The 17,493-nt window shown below is 67.3% G+C and carries 12 protein-coding genes; 7 read left to right on the top strand and 5 right to left on the bottom strand.

Translation table 11 applies throughout. The features are described from left to right. Positions 1 to 51: 51 nt before the first annotated feature. Positions 52 to 2,007, top strand: a complete 1,956-nt coding sequence (gene dnaK, locus TVNIR_RS14880) for a molecular chaperone DnaK (RefSeq protein WP_083499540.1) — start codon at positions 52 to 54, stop codon at positions 2,005 to 2,007. Between the two features lie 145 nt (positions 2,008 to 2,152). Then, complete coding sequence (gene dnaJ, locus TVNIR_RS14875) at positions 2,153 to 3,310, top strand: molecular chaperone DnaJ (protein WP_015259894.1); 1,158 nt, start codon at positions 2,153 to 2,155, stop codon at positions 3,308 to 3,310. A 183-nt stretch (positions 3,311 to 3,493) separates the two neighbouring features. Here the strand turns inward: dnaJ and TVNIR_RS14870 are convergent, their stop codons facing one another. The 3 genes from TVNIR_RS14870 to epmB form a co-directional block, all read right to left on the bottom strand. Further along, positions 3,494 to 5,560, bottom strand: a complete 2,067-nt coding sequence (locus tag TVNIR_RS14870; RefSeq protein ID WP_015259893.1) for an EAL domain-containing protein — start codon at positions 5,558 to 5,560, stop codon at positions 3,494 to 3,496. A gap of 241 nt (positions 5,561 to 5,801) precedes the next feature. Beyond that, positions 5,802 to 7,607, bottom strand: coding sequence for a hypothetical protein (locus TVNIR_RS14865; RefSeq protein WP_015259892.1), 1,806 nt, complete (start codon positions 7,605 to 7,607; stop codon positions 5,802 to 5,804). Positions 7,608 to 7,637: 30 nt separating this feature from the next. Next, positions 7,638 to 8,729, bottom strand: coding sequence for an EF-P beta-lysylation protein EpmB (epmB, locus tag TVNIR_RS14860; protein ID WP_083499478.1), 1,092 nt, complete (start codon positions 8,727 to 8,729; stop codon positions 7,638 to 7,640). Between the two features lie 72 nt (positions 8,730 to 8,801). Between epmB and efp the strand changes: the two genes are divergently transcribed. Both efp and epmA read left to right on the top strand, forming a co-directional pair. After that, positions 8,802 to 9,365 carry an elongation factor P gene (efp, locus tag TVNIR_RS14855; RefSeq protein WP_015259890.1) on the top strand — a complete coding sequence of 188 codons (564 nt, stop codon included), beginning with the start codon at positions 8,802 to 8,804 and terminating at the stop codon, positions 9,363 to 9,365. 93 nt (positions 9,366 to 9,458) lie between these two features. Next, positions 9,459 to 10,424: an EF-P lysine aminoacylase EpmA gene (gene epmA / locus TVNIR_RS14850; RefSeq protein WP_043739800.1), complete on the top strand. Its 966-nt coding sequence runs from the start codon at positions 9,459 to 9,461 to the stop codon at positions 10,422 to 10,424. Between the two features lie 458 nt (positions 10,425 to 10,882). Here epmA and asd read toward each other — a convergent pair whose 3' ends face one another. After that, positions 10,883 to 11,743, bottom strand: coding sequence for an archaetidylserine decarboxylase (gene asd, locus TVNIR_RS14845; RefSeq protein WP_015259887.1), 861 nt, complete (start codon positions 11,741 to 11,743; stop codon positions 10,883 to 10,885). 1,435 nt (positions 11,744 to 13,178) lie between these two features. Here asd and prmB point away from each other — a divergent pair. Further along, positions 13,179 to 14,075: a 50S ribosomal protein L3 N(5)-glutamine methyltransferase gene (prmB, locus tag TVNIR_RS14840; protein ID WP_015259886.1), complete on the top strand. Its 897-nt coding sequence runs from the start codon at positions 13,179 to 13,181 to the stop codon at positions 14,073 to 14,075. 213 nt (positions 14,076 to 14,288) lie between these two features. Here prmB and TVNIR_RS14835 read toward each other — a convergent pair whose 3' ends face one another. Further along, a complete protein-coding gene (locus TVNIR_RS14835; RefSeq protein ID WP_015259885.1) occupies positions 14,289 to 14,714 on the bottom strand; it encodes a rhodanese-like domain-containing protein in 426 nt (141 codons plus the stop codon). A gap of 345 nt (positions 14,715 to 15,059) precedes the next feature. Between TVNIR_RS14835 and aroC the strand changes: the two genes are divergently transcribed. Continuing rightward, positions 15,060 to 16,187, top strand: a complete 1,128-nt coding sequence (gene aroC, locus TVNIR_RS14830; RefSeq protein ID WP_015259884.1) for a chorismate synthase — start codon at positions 15,060 to 15,062, stop codon at positions 16,185 to 16,187. A gap of 71 nt (positions 16,188 to 16,258) precedes the next feature. Next, entirely contained in the window at positions 16,259 to 17,446 is a 1,188-nt protein-coding gene (locus TVNIR_RS14825; protein ID WP_015259883.1) for an MFS transporter, read from the top strand. The last annotated feature ends 47 nt before the right edge of the window (positions 17,447 to 17,493 follow it).

Below are 17,493 nucleotides of genomic sequence, written 5' to 3'. Positions count from 1 at the left end.
GCACCCACCCCATATCCCGGACAGAAAGGCGGCGGCCAGCCCGGTTGCGCGCTGCAAACACCCAATTCATCGCAGGAGCTGCACACCATGGGAAAGATCATCGGCATTGACCTCGGTACCACCAACTCCTGTGTCGCCGTGATGGAAGGCGACCAGGCCAAGGTGATCGAGAACAGCGAAGGATCCCGGACTACGCCCTCCATCGTGGCCTTTACCGAGGACGGTGAGGTGCTGGTGGGGCAGTCGGCCAAGCGCCAGGCCGTCACCAACTCGAAGAATACGCTGCATGCGGTCAAACGTCTGATCGGGCGCCGCTTCCAGGAGAAGGAGGTCCAGAAGGACATCCAGCTGGTTCCGTACTCGATTATCAAGGCGGACAACGGCGACGCCTGGGTCGAGGTGCGCGGCAAGAAGATGGCCCCTCCGGAAATCTCCGCGCGCGTGCTGCAGAAGATGAAGAAGACTGCCGAGGACTACCTCGGCGAAACGGTCACCGAAGCGGTGATCACCGTTCCGGCCTATTTCAACGATTCCCAGCGCCAGGCGACGAAGGACGCCGGGCGCATTGCCGGTCTCGAGGTCAAGCGCATCATCAACGAGCCGACCGCGGCGGCGCTGGCCTACGGCATGGACAAGAAGCGCGGTGACCGCAAGATCGCGGTCTACGACCTCGGCGGTGGCACCTTCGACATCTCGATCATCGAGATCGCCGAGGTCGACGGCGAGCACCAGTTCGAGGTGCTGGCGACCAACGGGGATACCTTCCTCGGTGGCGAGGACTTCGACAACCGCCTGATCGACTACCTGGTCGGCGAGTTCAAGAAGGAGCAGGGGATCGACCTGAAGAACGATCCGTTGGCGATGCAGCGGATCCGCGAGGCGGCCGAAAAGGCCAAGATCGAGCTGTCGTCCAGCCAGCAGACCGAGGTCAACCTGCCCTACATCACCGCCGACAATACCGGGCCGAAGCACCTGGCGATGAAGGTTACCCGGGCCAAGCTCGAGAGCCTGGTCGAGGATCTGATCCAGCGGACCATCGAACCCTGCAAGATCGCGATCAAGGATGCGGGCCTGTCCACCGGGCAGGTCGACGACATCATCCTGGTCGGCGGACAGACCCGTATGCCCAAGGTGCAGGAGGCGGTCCAGGGCTACTTCGGCAAAGAGCCACGCAAGGACGTCAACCCGGACGAGGCGGTTGCGGTCGGCGCCGCGGTGCAGGGCGGGGTGCTGGGCGGCAGCGTGAAGGACGTGCTGCTGCTTGACGTCACGCCGCTGTCGCTCGGAATCGAGACGCTGGGCGGAGTGATGACCAAGCTGATCGAGAAGAACACGACGATCCCGACCAAGGCCACGCAGGTGTTCTCCACCGCCGACGACAACCAGACCGCGGTCACCGTGCACGTTCTCCAAGGCGAGCGCGAGCAGGCGAGCGCCAACAAGTCGCTCGGCCGTTTCGACTTGACCGACATCCCGCCCGCGCCGCGCGGGGTGCCCCAGGTCGAGGTCACCTTCGACATCGACGCGAACGGCATCCTGCACGTGTCGGCGAAGGACAAGGCCACCGGCAAGGAGAACCGCATCGTGATCAAGGCCTCGTCCGGACTCAGCGACGAGGAAGTCGAGAAGATGGTGAAGGATGCCGAGGCGCACGCCGAGGAAGACAAGCGCTTCCACGCACTGGTCGCTGCGCGCAACCAGGCGGACGCGCTGGTGCACTCGGCAGAGAAATCGCTGAAGGATCTGGCGGACCAGGTCGAAGCCGACGAGAAGGTCACGATCGAGGCCGCGATCGGCGAGGTGCGCACGGCCATGAAGGGTGACGATGTGGACGCGATCGAGGCCGCCACCCAGAAACTCGCCGAGGCCTCGGGCAAACTCGCCGAGAAGGCCTATGCGAAGACCAGCGGCGGCGAAACCGGAAGCGCCGACGCCGGCGAGGGTTCCGGGTCGTCGGACGACGTCGTGGACGCCGAGTTCGAAGAAGTCGACGACAAGAAAAAGTAAGCAGCTGCGGCGCCGGTACCGCAATGGGCCGGCGGTTGGCAGTTGACCCGATCAGGCACGCCCGGGACCGGCACGACAGGGGACCGGGCGTGCCTTTTACCGCGTGGCCCGGAACGGGCGGCGCGGCAACCCGCAAGGATCCGAGATGGCGCAACGTGACTATTACGAAGTGCTCGGCGTGGCCCGTGACGCTTCATCCGAGGCGATCAAGAAGGCGTTTCGGCGCCTGGCGATGAAGTATCACCCGGATCGCAACCCGGGCGACGCCGATTCCGAGGCCCGGTTCAAGGAAGCGCGGGCGGCCTACGATGTCCTGAGCGATGCCCGCAAGCGCGCGGCTTACGACCGTTACGGGCATGCCGGCGTGGATGCGTCGGCAGCGGGGCCCGGCGGGCCCGGCGGGTTCGGCGGTGCCGGCGGAGGGGGCTTCAGCGACATCTTCGAGGATATCTTCGGGGATATCTTCGGCGGCGGTGCCCGGGGCGGGGGTGCCCGCGCCTATCGCGGCTCGGATCTGCAGTACAACCTGGAGCTCACGCTCGAAGAGGCGGTGTTCGGCACCGAGGTCAAGATACGCGTGCCGACCACTGCCGTCTGCGATACCTGCGACGGCAGCGGCGCCGAGCCGGGCACCAGCCCGGAGACTTGCCCCACCTGCAACGGCGTCGGGCAGGTGCGGATTCAGCAGGGCTTCTTCTCGGTGCAGCAGACGTGTCCGCGCTGCCACGGCACCGGCAAGGTGATCCCCAGCCCTTGCAAGTCCTGCGGCGGTACCGGCCGAGTACAGCAGCAGAATACGCTGGATGTAAAGATCCCGGCCGGGGTCGACACGGGGGACCGGATCCGGCTGTCCGGGCAGGGCGAGGCCGGGATCAACGGCGGCCCGCCCGGCGACCTGTACGTGCAGGTGCGGGTCAAGCCGCACAAGCTGTTCAGGCGGGATGGCAGTGACCTCCACTGCGAAGTGCCGATCTCGTTCGCGACTGCCGCGCTCGGCGGAGAACTGGAGGTGCCCTGCCTGAAGGGGCGCGTGTCCCTGAAGATCCCCGCCGAGACGCAGAGCGGCAAGCAGTTCCGGCTGCGCGCCAAAGGCGTGACCTCGGTGCATGGAGGCGGCGTCGGCGACCTGCTCTGCCGGGTCGTGGTGGAGACGCCGGTCAATCTGACCCATCGGCAAAAGGAACTGCTGAAGGAATTCGACGCCTCCACCCAGGAGGGCGGCACGCGGCACAGCCCGCAGACGCATTCCTGGCTCGACGGCGTGCGCAGCTTCTTCGAGGACCTGAAGTTCTGGAGCAAGTGAGGCCGGCGCGCGGCGGCAGCCGCAGCAGGCACGCGCAGGGGTTGGTTTCCCGCGCGAGAAGCGCTCGCGCGGTCAGGTCCGCGTAGGAGAGCAGCCTGCCCCGCAGGACGAGGATTCCGGTGCCATCGGCGCGAGTCGCCGCGATCGACGCAGGATCTGCGCTGGTTGCATTTTCGCGGTTGTTCAGAGCACCTGGGTGAAATCGAAGTCCAGCTGTTCGCTCGGGGGGTGCACGAAATAGCCCTGCACCAGGTTCACGTTCAGGCTGAACAGGACCGCGAGTGTAGCGGCGTCCTCCACCCGGGGCACGATCACCTGCTTGCCCTTCGCGTGGGCCGCCTCGGTGAAGCGGCGGATGGCCTGCTGGTTGTTCGCGTCGGTGACCAGGTCGCGGACGAAGGCCCCGTCGAGCTTGATGTAGTCGGCGTCCACGTGGCGAAGGATGTGGAACGGGTTGAGCCCGTTGCCGAAATCGTCGATGCACAGGCAGCTGTGGATCGTCTTCAGGCCGCGCGCCACAGCGATTGCCGCCTTCAGATTGGTGATGATCGTGGCCGCCTTGATCTCGACCACCACGTTGCCCGCCGGCACGCGGTGCTGGTGCAGTACCTCCTGCAGCCAAACGACGACCGAGCCGTCGTTCAGCGAGCCGCACGTGAGCTTCAGAAAGAAGATCGCCTTCGGATCCTCCTTCAGCCGCTCCGCCAGTATTCCGATCGCGTGGCGGATGATCCACCGGTCGAGCTCGGCTGCGATTCCGGTACGTTCGGCGGCAGGAAGGAAATCGCTGGGCTCGTAGATCTGGCCCTCGAGTCCGAACAGTCGGACAAACACGTTGAAACGGGGGACGTCCGCACCGTGCAGGTTGACCACCGGCTGATACAGCAGCCGCAGCCGGTCGTTGGCCATTGCCTCCTGGATCCGCGCGTGCCAAGCCTGGTCAGATGCCGTACGCGCCGGTCCCCCGTCCTCCGGGCGATGGAAGTGGCAGCGGTTGCCGCCCGCGCTGCGCGCCTGGTCCAGCGCCCGGGTGGTGCGCGTGAGCAGGTGTTCGGCGGCGGGCACCGAGTTGTCTGCGATCACGACACCGCAGGACAGCGTGACCGTGATCGTGTCCTGCCCCAGGTCGATCGACCGCTTGGATGCATCCCGGATCAGCGCGTCGAGCTGTGGTTCCAAATCCGCGCGCCGGGCGTCGGGCACCAGCACGCCGAACTCCTCTCCGCGCAGGCGGGCGACGGTGGCTGGAGCGGGGAAACGCTCCCTGAGAAACACGCCTAGGTCGGCGAGCAGGACGTCCGACGTGCTCAGCCCGCGCTCGATCCGGATCGACGCGAAGTCGTCGATCGAGATATCGATCAGTGCAAACGGCAACTCGGAGCGTGCCGCGGTAACCAGCGCATCCTCGAGGGAGCGGATCAGGTAGCGCCGGTTGTACAGTCCCGTGACCGGGTCGAGCACCGACAATTGACCCGTGGTCCCCGTGGGGCGATCGTTGGCGACGCGCAGCACCGTGCAGCCCTCGCCGTCGACGGTGGCATCCGTGAGCACGACCTCGGCCTCGAAGGATCGCCCTTGCGCATCCCGCAGCGTCATCGTCTGGGTGGTTTCGACCGTATCGGGCTGTTCGTTGCGCGCGTCCAGCAACGCCTGCAGGAGATCCCGCTGTTCCGGGGCCACGAAATCGTCGATGCGGTACCGGGCGAGATCTTCCGGGGTTTCGATCTGGAAGAATTCGCGCCAGGCGTCGTTGGCATACAGGTAGGTGCCGTCCTGCACATAGGCGATGGGGTCACGCGAACTGTCCAGCAGCAGCAGGTAACGCCGTTCGGCCTCCTGCAGCGTGTAGCGGGTCCGGTGTAACTGATTGCAGCAGAACTGGTACTCGACCGCCTTCAGGATCAGCATCGCGGCGACGTCTTCCTGGTCGCAGCCGACCACCCCGAAGGCACCAGCCTCGTAAATGGCCAGCCGCTCGGGTTCGGGGCGCGGGGTGATCACGATGACCGGCGTTTCCCGTCCGGATTGGTGCAGGGCCGTGCGGATTTCGTCCAGCTGCAGATCCAGCCCGGACTCGATCAGCACGACCGTGTCGAAGCGGCTGGCGTCGAGAAGCTCATCCAGTTGCGAACGGTCCGACGCCTGCTGCGCACGCACTGCGGTGCCGCGCATTCGGATGCCGCTGATCACGCGTTCCGCCCGCTCCGGGTCCAGGGTGACGAACAGAGTGTGGATCGCTGCGGTCATCATCGATACCCATCGTTTCCTGGATCGAGCGCGCCGTATCGGCCGCACGCGATGAGTGCAGCCGAACGCGGGGGACGCTGCCGGCGGGGCCTGCCCGGATCATGTGGGCGAGCCGTGGGTCGCGACGCGGTTCCCTTGTTAATCTCCCCTGCTCGGCATCATACCCAAGTTGCGGCCCTGCTGACCAAGGGTCGATCGCGCCGGTAGGTGTGTGCGCGCTACAGGTACCCGGGCGTGCCGACGGTCAGGCGAGCGCCACTTCCGACAGCAGGAAATCGGCACGGGCGAAGGTGTGGCTCTCGGACCGGATCGTGTCCAGGGACACTGTCTGCAGTTCCCCCGATTGGCGGAAAACGACCCGGGTGCCTTCGGCGAACGTTCCGGGAGCGAACAGCAGGCTGCCGCGCGCGGGCTCCCCTGGCAGGCGCAGGAACAGGCCGGGGGATGCTTTTCCAGAAGGCCGCTTGGCGCGGTATGCCTGGATCTCGGTGGGCGAGCAGACGGGCGCGAGAAACTGTACGCCCACCGTGACGTCCTCGGGGTCGTCGTAGCGCAGCCAGCGGATCATTCCGAGTTGCCAGTACACGTGCCGCTGACGGGTGGTCCGAATCGCGATGAGGTCGCCGCTGAACACCTTCTGGGCCGGTGCGCAAAGCCGCAGGCTCAGTCCCCCGGCACCGAGATCGCGCAACCGGGCGGCGATGGGGCGGGGGACGCGGCCCGCCGGGGCAGCACCGGCATCCTGCAAGCGCGGGTCGATCCCGCGTAACGCCGAGTTCCAGGCTACTGCGAGGCGGTCCATGTCCTGATCGGCGAGCCAGCGGGTCCCGCCCGGGGTGTCCGTGGTGCGCTCCTCGAGGCTCAAGCCACTGTCCTCGTCGGCTTCTGCCCGATCACCGGCGAACACGCCCGGGATCCGGCTGCCATCGCCGTCCGACCCCGGCACGAAGACACCGGAAGGGAACAGGCTGGTTTCGCCACGCGCCAGCTTGCGCTGGTGACGGTAGTCGGCGCGGACCAGTGCGTGGATGTCCGCAAGGCCGGTGACGCTGATGACCGGGCCGGTATCGGCAGGTTCGCGGCTGAAATGACGCTTCGGCCCGACAACCCAAAGATTGAGGAGCCGCTGGTCCAGCCCGGTGCTGACCGGGTGCCAGCCCCGTGGCGGATCCCCGGGGCCCGAACGGATCGCCGCCAGCACCGGGCCGAGGGCGACGTAACGTGCTGTGCCCGTGTCCGGCGGGTGGCCTCCCGCCAGCAGCGACGGAAGCCTGTCTTCATCCAGCAGGATACGCAGATACGGGGTGCCATCCCCGCCATCCGCCGGCGGTGTATCCAGGCAGCGCAGGGGCAGGGGGTTCAGCCAGCGTGCGAGATGATCGATTTCTCCCTGTCGCAGGGCGTGGACATTGGTGGCGCTGAGTACGGCGAGACGTGCGGTCAGCCCGTCGATGCTGTCGGCCACCAGCGCATGGTGGTTGTCGTGTAGCGGCGCGGCGCGGGAGGCAACGCCCGAGCGTTCGGCTGCCGCGAAAATCCGGTGGATCAGCAACCAGATGCCCTCGGGCACCGGCTGGTACAGGCGCCAGGCATGCATGCAGCGGCACCCGGTCAGCAGCAGGGCCCGGGCCAGGTGCGGCAATGCCCCAGGGTCGGCCGTGCCGCCCTGCTGCAGTGCGTCGTCCGCGCGTTGCAGGTGGGTGATGGTGAGTTCACCGCTCAGCGCAGTATAGGTCTCCGCGAGTGCGCGGCTCTTGCGCCCCAGCGGGACCGGGAGCTGGCGCAGCCGCTGGTCGAGCAGGTCCAGCATGGGCAGGACCCGGGAGTCCAGCAGATCGGCGAGTGGCCCGAGCCGTTCAGGCGCGATGGCGACACGGTTGATCGCGTGTACGGCCTCGAGCATCGTGGCTGCGGCCGATTGTGTGTCGGCCAGCGGGTGGCCGTCGATCCACTGGGCGAGCGCCTCAAGTTCGAGTGGCGGGAAGCCTCCGGCTTCCGGAGGAATACGCCGGGGGAGCGGGAATGGTGCACCTGTCGTCGGGTCATTCATGGCCTGCCCCAGGTTGCGTCCGTGGTGGGATCATCCTATGGAAAACATCCGGGCTCCGCCATCGCCGACCGGATCGGACCCAGCACGTGGGGCCGGATCGCCCGGTACGGGGACCTTGCTGGGTGCACCGGCGATCTCGCGGACCAGTCGCGGCACCAGGTAGCCGGGCAGTCGTTCGCGCAGCATGGCATGAAGCGCCTGTGCGCGTCGTTCGTCGACATCGAAGTGCCCCACGCCCCGGGCCCGGTCGAGCAGATGCAGGTAGTACGGCAGGACCCCTGCCGCGAAGCCCGCCTGCTGCAATTCGCACAGCGTGTCCGGATCGTCGTTGATGCCCGCGAGCAGCACCGCCTGGTTGAGCAGGGTGACCCCGGCGGATCGCAGCCGTGCGAGCGCAGCCGCGGCGGGAGCCTCGAATTCGCGGGGATGGTTCGCATGCAGCACCACCACATGCGCCAGGCGCCCGGTCCCCAGCCAGGACAACAGTCCCGCGTCGACCCGTTCCGGCAGCACCACGGGCAGCCGCGTGTGGATACGCAGCCGGCGCAGGTGGGCAACCGCGTCCAGGCGCCGAACCAGTTCGGACAGCCGCCGGTCGGGCAGCGCCAAGGGGTCGCCCCCGCTCAGGATGACCTCGGTGATCCCGGTGTTCGCGCGGATGTAATCCAGCGCATCGCCCCAGTCCCGCGACGCCTGAAGTTCGCCATAGGGAAACTCCCGCCGGAAGCAGTACCGGCAGTGGATCGCGCAGGCACCGGTGGTGACCAGCAGCACACGCCCGGGGTACTTATGCAGCAGTCCGAGGGTTGCCAAGGCGCTGCGGTCGCCGACCGGATCGGCCAGGAAACCGGGGCGTTCGTTCACCTCGGCGCCCTGGGGCAGAACCTGCAGCAACAGCGGATCCCGGGGGTCGCCACGCCGGATGCGTGCGAGATAACTTTCCGGCACCAGGGTGCGGAATCCGTGGTGGGCCTGCAGCGCCTCCGGTTCCCGGTCGGGCTCGAGATCCAGCCGGCGCAGCAGTTCCAGCGGGTCGGTGATCGCCCGGGCCAGCGCCCGCTGCCATTTGGGCGTCTGTGCGGATGGCCCGGGTCGGGGTATCATGATGGGCTTTGTGGGCATGGTTACCTGGGTGGCCGGGGCCGGCCACGATTCCGCTTGCAGGCGGCAGCAGGGCCGCGAGGACGACACGACATGGCAACGTACAGTACCAGCGAATTCAAGGCGGGGCTGAAGATTCTACTGGATGGCGATCCGCAGGTGATCGTCGAGAACGAGTTCGTCAAGCCGGGCAAGGGCCAGGCGTTCAACCGGGTCCGGGTGCGTAATCTGCGCACCGGCCGCGTGCTGGAAAAGACCTTCAAGTCGGGCGAGTCGGTCGAGGCGGCCGACGTGATGGATACCGACATGCAGTACCTGTACACGGACGGCGAATTCTGGCACTTCATGGTCCCGGATACCTACGAGCAGTATGCGGTGGGCGAGGCCGCACTCGGGGATACCGCGCAATGGCTGAAGGAGCAGGATATCTGCACCGTCACGCTGTGGAACGGCGAGCCGCTGTCGGTGATGCCGCCGAACTTCGTGGAGCTGAAGATCGTGCAATGCGACCCGGGCGTCCGCGGCGATACCGCGCAGGGCGGCACCAAGCCGGCCACGCTGGAAACGGGGGCGGTGGTCAAGGTGCCGCTGTTCGTGGAAGAGGGCGAGACGGTCAAGGTCGACACCCGCTCCGGGGAATACGTCTCTCGCGTCTGAGGCAGCGCAGGCAACGCGTCGCGCTGTCCCCGCCATGGGCGGCCCAGCCGGGAATCGGCGCCGTGCGGGATCCGGATTGCAGGGGGCGGCACGGTGAACTGGCGGCCCTGCGCGGGGACGTCCCGGAAGCCGCGCGCGCGGGTGAACGCGGCCATACGTCGCTTCTTCGCCCGGCGCGGAGTGCTCGAGGTGGAAACCCCGGTGCTGTCCGGGGGCGCGCCGCTGGATCCCGGGGTGGAGAGCTGGTGCGCGTCGGCTCCGGGCGGGGCGAGCGGTTACCTGCAGACCTCACCCGAGTATCCGATGAAACGCCTGCTGGCCGACGGATCCGGCGACATCTACCAGATTGCCCGCGTGTTCCGGGGCGAGGAACGCGGCCGGCGCCACAATCCCGAGTTCACGCTGCTGGAATGGTATCGCCAGGGCTACGACGACGGGCGCCTGATGGACGAGGTCCTGGATCTGGTGCAGGCGGTCGCCGCGGAGGATCGGGCGTGGGCTCGCCCGGTCGGTACGGCGACCCGCGTGGCCTATGCCGAACTCTTCCGGGGCGAACTCGGGCTGGACCCCCTGACCTGCAGCGCTGTCCAGTGTGCGCGCGCGGCTCACGAGGCCGGTCTCGAACTCACCGGCAACCTCGACCGTGACGGCTGGCTGGATGCGCTGATGGCGCTGGTACTGGCCCCGCGCTTCCCCCGGGACCGGCTGACGTTCATCGTCGACTACCCGGAGAGCCAGGCAATCCTGGCCCGCTCCAACCCACGCGCGGTCGGGTACGCGAGTCGGTTTGAACTGTACTGGGGCGATCTGGAGCTGGCGAACGGATTTCACGAGCTGACCGATCCGGCGGTCTTTCTGAAGCGGCGGGAGGCCGATCGCGCGCGCCGGGAGCGGCAGGAGCAGCCGATTCCGGAGGCCGATGAATACTTCGCCCAGGCCATGCAGTCGGGGCTACCGGACTGCTCGGGGGTGGCTCTTGGAATCGATCGCCTGCTGATGCGCCTGCTCGACGTCGATGACATCACCGGCGTGATCGATTTCCCCTGGGGGCGCGCCTGAGGAGTTTGAACAGTGCCCCTCCTGATTATCACGAAACCTCCGCAGCGAGTGCGACGCCGTTCTGCGTCGGTCGCTCGTCATTGCGAGCGTAGCGCGGCACTAATGCGCGCAGCGCATTGAACAGCCGAAGGCTGGCCCGCAGGGTGAGCGCAGCGAATAATCCAGGCGGCGTGGGGAGGGCTAACGCCGTTTGGATCGCCACGTCCCGCCACGCTGCGCTCGCGGCTCAAGGCTTCGCTCCTCGCGATGACGGTGGTTTCGATGACGGCCCGTTCCAATTTGCGGAGCTTCCGCGATAATCAGGATGCCCCTTGCCTGTTTGCCACCGGCACGCGTCCGGCCGTGTTGGCGCTCCCGGATCGCCCATGCAGGCCTGGCTGCCTGCCTGCGGATTTTCTTGCCGGGCAGGTTCGGGTCGCCCGCGCCACGGAGGAGGATATCGGCGCGCACCGAGGCGCTCAGCCGCCCAGGATGCGTGCAACCTCGGAACGGATGCGCACCTCGGAGTCCGGAGTCAGGACCGGGTCGAACCGGACTGGCGTGTCGGGCAGCAGCACCACCACCGACGAGCCGAGGTTGAAACGCCCCATTTCTGCCCCGCGTTCGAGGCGGATGTATTGGTTGCTGTAGTCGATGCGACGGATCGCCCGGCCTGCCGGGGGCGTGATCTCCCCGGCCCAGACGGTCTCGATCGAACCCACGTTGATCGCGCCGATCAGGGCCAGCGCCATGGGCCCGCTTTCGGTCTCGAAGAACGCGACCACCCGTTCGTTGCGGGCGTACAGGCGTGGCGTGTTGGCGACGATGCGCGGCGCCACCGAGAAGAGCCGCCCCGGGACGTGCAGCATCGTCGTCAACCGTCCGGACAGCGGCATGTGCACGCGGTGGTAGTCGCGGGGTGAGAGGTACACCGTCAGGTAGTGCCCGCGTGCGAACGGCTCGGCAAGATCGCCGAAGCCCCCGAACAGTTCGGTGACGGTATAGCTGTGCCCCTTGGCCTGGAAGACCTGGCCGGCCTCGATGGTACCGAACGCACTGACCCGCGCATCGGCGGGGCTGACGATGCTGCGTTCGTCCCCCTCCAGCGGCCGAACCTCCGGCCGCAGCGGTCGTGTGAACAGCGCGTTGAAGCTGGGGTAGGCTGCCGGGTCGGAGGGCTGTGCCTCCGACATGTCGAGGGCGTAGTGGCGGATGAACAACCGCAGCAGCGGCTGCATCCGGGAGGACTCCCAGCGCGCGACGCGATGGGTAAACCGGGAAATCGCGTGATGTGGCAACAGCCGGAGCGATTGCGCGAGCAGGGTGTCGAGGGTGGCCATCTCGGGTCAGGTTCGTGAGGGGGAATGCCATGCGAACCACCGGTCCGGGCCTAGACACGATAGCGCATCGGGCCTGGTGTTGACCACCGGAAACTGCGGGAGTGGTGGTGCCCGTTCCTGTCCCTGCGGGAGGGGGGGTGTCTGTTCCTGTCCCTGCGTTCGAGGACCACGAGAGCGCGATTTCCTGCCCGTCCATGGCTTGCGCAGGATCCGGCTGCGGGGTATCCCGGGGCGCCGGCTCTGGTTCAGGATCCCGTGTCGTTGCGGGCTCCTGCATCGGCGTCGCTTCTGTTGTTTTCTCGGCCGGCGTCGCTTCCCGGACCGCTTCCCGGACCGCTTCCGGACCGGTGTCGGGTTCGGTCGCCGGGCCTCGGTGTCGTGCAAGGATCGGGACCGTCTCCAGCGCATCCTCCTCTGGGTCCGCACCGATCTCGGGTGGTGGCGGCCGGACTTTCGCGTGTGTCCGGTGAGCGCCGGGCGGTGGTTCCAGCACCGATCCAGCGTCGGCGGTTCCCAGGTGCACCACGATGCAGGGGTTGCCGTCGATGATCGCCCCGGTCAAAACGATGTCGGCCTCAAAGCTGTGCCCGCGCCGGGTGCGCATGGACAGGGCCTCACGGTTTTCCAGCGTGCCGGGTTCACCCTCCCGGGCATCGAGCATTTGTGCCGCGGGATTGTTGTAGAGTGTGGCACAGCCGGCGCGCGCCAGCCGAGGGCTCTGGGGTTTGCCCGACCGCACGGCTGCCGATGACCTGGTTCCGCAAACCGTTGCGGAGGACCGCCAAAGTGAGAATCAGGCTACGGAAAGACACGCAAAGCACGGAAAGCGTGATGAGTTCCATAGGTTGTCAGTGCGTTTCCGTGCATTCCGTGGCTCGCCATTTCGAGGTATGGCGGCAGTCGCCAAGCATGGCTGTTAACGTGAAAATCCGCCGCCCGAGAATCGTATGTCTCTGATTTATAATCGTATTTTCATCCTTCGGGGTGCCTCGCGGCCGAGGGCATGAAAGTTAGCGTGAAAATTCAGCCACGGAAGAACACGGAAATCACGAGAAATGAAGCATATTCAGAGCCTTTTCAATGTGTTTCCGTGTTCATCCGTGGCCCGTTCACATCCTTCGGGGTGCCTCACGCCCGGGAGCATGGGAGTTGGTGTGAAAGTCGCGACCCTGCCTGCGCCCCCCCGTAGGAGCGTGCCGTGCACGCGAACGCGCCGCAGGCGCGCCTGGCGCTGGCGGCCAGCCCAACGCGGTGTCGCGAGCGAGGCTCGCGCCTGCAGTGTAGATTCCAGCGTAGCGGTCCACCCCATACGCCAATGCACCCACGGTGCCCGCGGCAACCCCAGCGTGGGAATGGCGGATGACGGCCTTCGGCCTTTTCCGCCCTACGCTTCTTTCAGGGTCGGGAGAGGTGGCCGCGCGCGATGAGCGTTCCCATGGATTCCGCCGCAGACCTACGCAGCATTCGCGATTTCGTCCGTTTCGGCGCGAGCCAGTTCCGGGCCGCGGGCCTGGAGTTCGGGCACGGCACGGATAACGCGTTCGATGAGGCCGCCTGGCTGGTTCTGCATTCCCTCGCGCTGCCATTGGATCTGCCGGAGTCCTGGTGGGACAGTCGGCTGACGCGTTCGGAGCGCCTGCGGGTGGAAGCGGTGCTGCGCGAACGCGTCACCAGCCGCCGCCCCGCCGCCTACATCACGCGCGAGGCCTGGTTCATGGGGATGCCGTTCTACGTGGACGAGCGCGTGCTGGTTCCGCGGTCACCGATCGCGGAACTGATCGCCGCAGGATTCAGCCCATGGCTGGAGCCCGACCGTGTGCGTCGGGTGCTGGACTTGTGCACAGGCAGTGGCTGTATCGGGTTGGCCACCGCCGCGGTCCTGCCCGGGGCCGAGGTCTGGCTATCGGATCTGTCCCGGGACGCGCTGGCGGTGGCGCGCGAGAATGTGCGCCGGCACGGGCTCGAGGCACGCACCCATCTCGTGCAGAGCGACGTGTTCTCCGGGCTCGACGAAAGCGCCCGCTTCGACCTGGTCGTTTCCAACCCGCCCTATGTCGATGCCGCGGAGATGGCGGCCCTCGCGGCCGAGTACCGGCAGGAGCCTGCGCTCGGCCTGGCCGCCGGGGCCGACGGGCTCGATATCGTCCGCCGCATCCTCGCTGGCGCCCGTTCCCGCCTGAATCCGGGTGGTGTGCTGATCGTTGAGGTAGGCAACAGCCAGCCGGCGCTCGAGGCTGCGTTTCCCGATCTGCCGTTTACCTGGCTGGAGTTCGAAAGCGGCGGCGAGGGGGTCTTCTTGTTGACCCACGACCAGCTGCCTGCGGGGCGGTAGCGGGCCATGCGGAACGTTCATCGCCAGATCGCTTCGCGAGACACGCCGGTGCTACGTTGGGCAAGTTTGAAATGGGTTGGCGATTCCTGAGCTTGCCCGCCTTGCTCCGGCGCGCCCGGCTGTGCTCCATAGGCAGCGAACTTTCCGCATCGCCTACTAGCAACGGATACGGAAGGATACGGGCGTTGCCGGGCGCTCGTCCGCGGTCGGAGGTCAGCATTGCTCCCAGGGCAGGCCCCGGAAACGCCAGCCCGAGACCGTGGACCGGTGGTGTTCGGCATCCAGCGGGCCCTCGAAACCCTCGTCCACAGAATACACGTTCTCGATTCCGGCCGTGATCAGCGCCTGGCCGGCCACCAGCGATCGTTTGCCGCTGCGGCAGATCAGGTAGATGGCCGGTGCGTCCTCCGACTCGTCGCCGACGCCGCCCAGCAGCAGTTTGCGCACCTGCGCCACGAACTGCGGGTTCTCGACCCAGTCGGGCTCGTCGATCCAGGGGATATGCACCGCGCCGACCGGGTGCCCGACGAACAGGTACTCCATGGTGGAACGGATATCCACCAGCAGGTCGCGCGGCCTGCTCTGCAGCCGTTCGAAGGCTTCGTGGGGCGTAATACGCTTCGGCGTGGCTGTGGTCATGGTCCCCTCCGATCGGGTTCGGCCGCCTTCGCCCGGGTTCTGGCAACAGGGACTATAGCGCTCCTGCCGATGCCGTGGGGTTCGATCCCATTGTGTCGGAAGCTGCACGGGCTTCGGACGAAGCCCGTGCGCGATCCAGGTCGGCGCTGTCGGATGACGAATCCGAGGCACTGGCCAGGTAGGGTGGCCGGCCGGGCATTTGCACGCCGCCGGCGACGGTGTGCCCTTTGGGTGTTGGGTGGGCGAAGTGAAACCGGCCGGCGCCGGAGGAATTGGACGGGGCGCAGGTACGCCACATCCCGTGCGTCGATACCCTCGCGCGCGCGCTCGGGCTACACTACGCGGATGTCTGGAAATAGCTTTGGAAAACTGTTCGTCGTCACCGGCTTCGGCGAGAGCCACGGGCCGGCGCTTGGAGCCATCGTCGACGGCTGCCCGCCAGGCCTGCCGCTGACCGAGGGTGACCTGCAGCACGACCTGGACCGGCGCCGACCCGGGCAGTCCCGGCATACGACCCAGCGCCGCGAGCCCGACCGGGTGCGCATCCTGTCCGGGGTCTTCGAAGGGCAGACGACCGGGGCACCGATCGGCCTGCTGATCGAGAACGTCGACCAGCGTTCGAAGGACTACAGCGAGATCATGGACCGGTTCCGGCCCGGACATGCGGACTACACCTACCAGCAGAAATACGGTCTGCGCGACTACCGCGGTGGCGGTCGCAGCTCGGCCCGCGAGACCGCGCTGCGCGTCGCGGCCGGTGGCATCGCGAAACGCTATCTGCAGCAGCGCTACGGCGTGGAGATTCGGGGCTGGCTGTCGCAGCTGGGTCCGATCCCGATCGAATTTCGGGATCCGTCGGCGATCGATTCGAACCCCTTCTTCGCGCCAGACCTCGCCCGCGTGCCGGAGCTCGAGGAGTACATGGATGGGCTGCGCAAGTCCGGCGATTCCGTGGGTGCGCGGGTCGACGTCGAGGCGCGCGGCGTACCGCCCGGCTGGGGCGAACCGATCTTCGACCGGCTCGATGCCGACATCGCCCACGCGATGATGAGCATCAACGCGGTGAAGGGCGTGGAGATCGGCGATGGCTTCGCGGTGGTCGCGCAGCGCGGGACCGAGCACCGCGACGAAATGACGCCAGCGGGTTTCCTGAGCAACCACTCCGGCGGTGTGTTGGGCGGGATCTCGTCCGGGCAGGCGATCCGTGTGAGCATCGCGCTGAAGCCGACGTCGAGCATCCGTCTGCCGGGGAGCACGGTGAACACCTCCGGGGAAGCAGTGGAGGTCGTGACCAAGGGTCGGCACGATCCCTGCGTCGGCATTCGCGCGACGCCGATCGCCGAGGCCATGCTGGCGCTGGTGCTGATGGACCATGCGCTGCGCCATCGCGCCCAGAATACCGATGTCCGCACCGGCATCCCCGCCTACACCGAGGTGCTCGCGAATGGTGCTCCGGACGCGGGGGATTCCTGAATCCCTGAACTGACGGCGGGCGGCCCGGCCGGCGTCGCTGCGCTCCCGGCCCATGACCGTCCAAATGGCCGATGGGCTTGCGCGCACCGTGCCGTCCGAATCTGGTTGAACCCTTGAGCCAGCACGTCCGCCTTTCCAGCTTTTATTTCTTCTATTTCGCCAGCATCGGGGCGTTCATGCCCTACTGGGGCCCCTATCTCGCGGAACAGGGGTTCACCGGGGCGCAGATCGGCGAACTGATGGCGATCGTGCTGGCCACGAAAATCGTCGCGCCGAATGTCTGGGGCTGGCTCGCCGACCGGTCCGGCGTGCGCATGCCGATCATCCGCTGGGGCGCGCTTGCGGCGCTGTTCGGCTTCGCCGGCGTGCTCCTCCACTCCGGGTACTGGTGGCTGGCGGCGGTGATGGCCGGGTTCAGCTTTTTCTGGAACGCGATCCTGCCACAGTTCGAGGCGGTCACGCTGCGGGCACTGGGGCGCGACAGCCATCGCTACGCGCTGGTGCGCCTCTGGGGGTCGGTCGGGTTCATCGTCGCGGTGGCGGCGCTCGGCTGGCTGCTCGGCCGGATCGCAGTTGGCTGGCTGCCCTGGATGGTGCTGGCGCTGCTAGCCGGCCTGTACCTGGCCTCGCTGCAGGTGCACGAGCCGATCGAGGTCGATCGCTCCGGCGACGGCACGCGGCCGCTGGCCTCGGTGCTGCGGCGGCCCGAGGTGATCGCGCTCCTTGCGGCCTGCTTCTTCATGCAGGCCAGTCACGGCCCGTACTACGCGTTCTTTACCCTGTACGTCGAGGGCCAGGGATTCAGTCGTGCGGTGGCCGGGCAGTTGTGGGCGCTCGGCGTGGCTGCCGAGGTCCTGCTGTTCCTGGTGATGCCGCGCCTGATCCTGCGTTTCGGCGCCTGGATCCTGATCACGCTGGCTTTGCTGCTGGCCACGCTGCGCTGGTGGTTGCTGGCCCTCGTGCCGGAGACTCTTTCGGCCCTGTTGTTCATCCAGTTGCTGCATGCGGCCAGCTATGGCGTCTACCATGCGGCGGCGATCTCGCTGATCCATGTCTACTTCCCCGGGCGGTTGCAGGGCCGCGGCCAGGCGCTCTACTCGTCGCTCAGCTTCGGGCTGGGCGGTGGCATCGGCGCCCTCGGCAGCGGCTATCTCTGGGACGGAGTCGGTCACGCCTCGGTATTCGTGTTCGCGGCGCTGCTGGCGGCTGCCGGCGCGCTGGTGGCCGTGGCGGGAATGCTGCGCACCGGGACACGGTGAGCCGCAGACGGGTTCGCCCGGACGCCGGGCGCGGCCGGTCGCGATCG

The sequence above is a fragment of the Thioalkalivibrio nitratireducens DSM 14787 genome, assembly GCF_000321415.2.
Taxonomy (GTDB): domain Bacteria; phylum Pseudomonadota; class Gammaproteobacteria; order Ectothiorhodospirales; family Ectothiorhodospiraceae; genus Thioalkalivibrio; species Thioalkalivibrio nitratireducens.
Note: the sequence above shows the minus strand (reverse complement) of the source record. Positions and strands in the feature narration are given on the sequence as shown.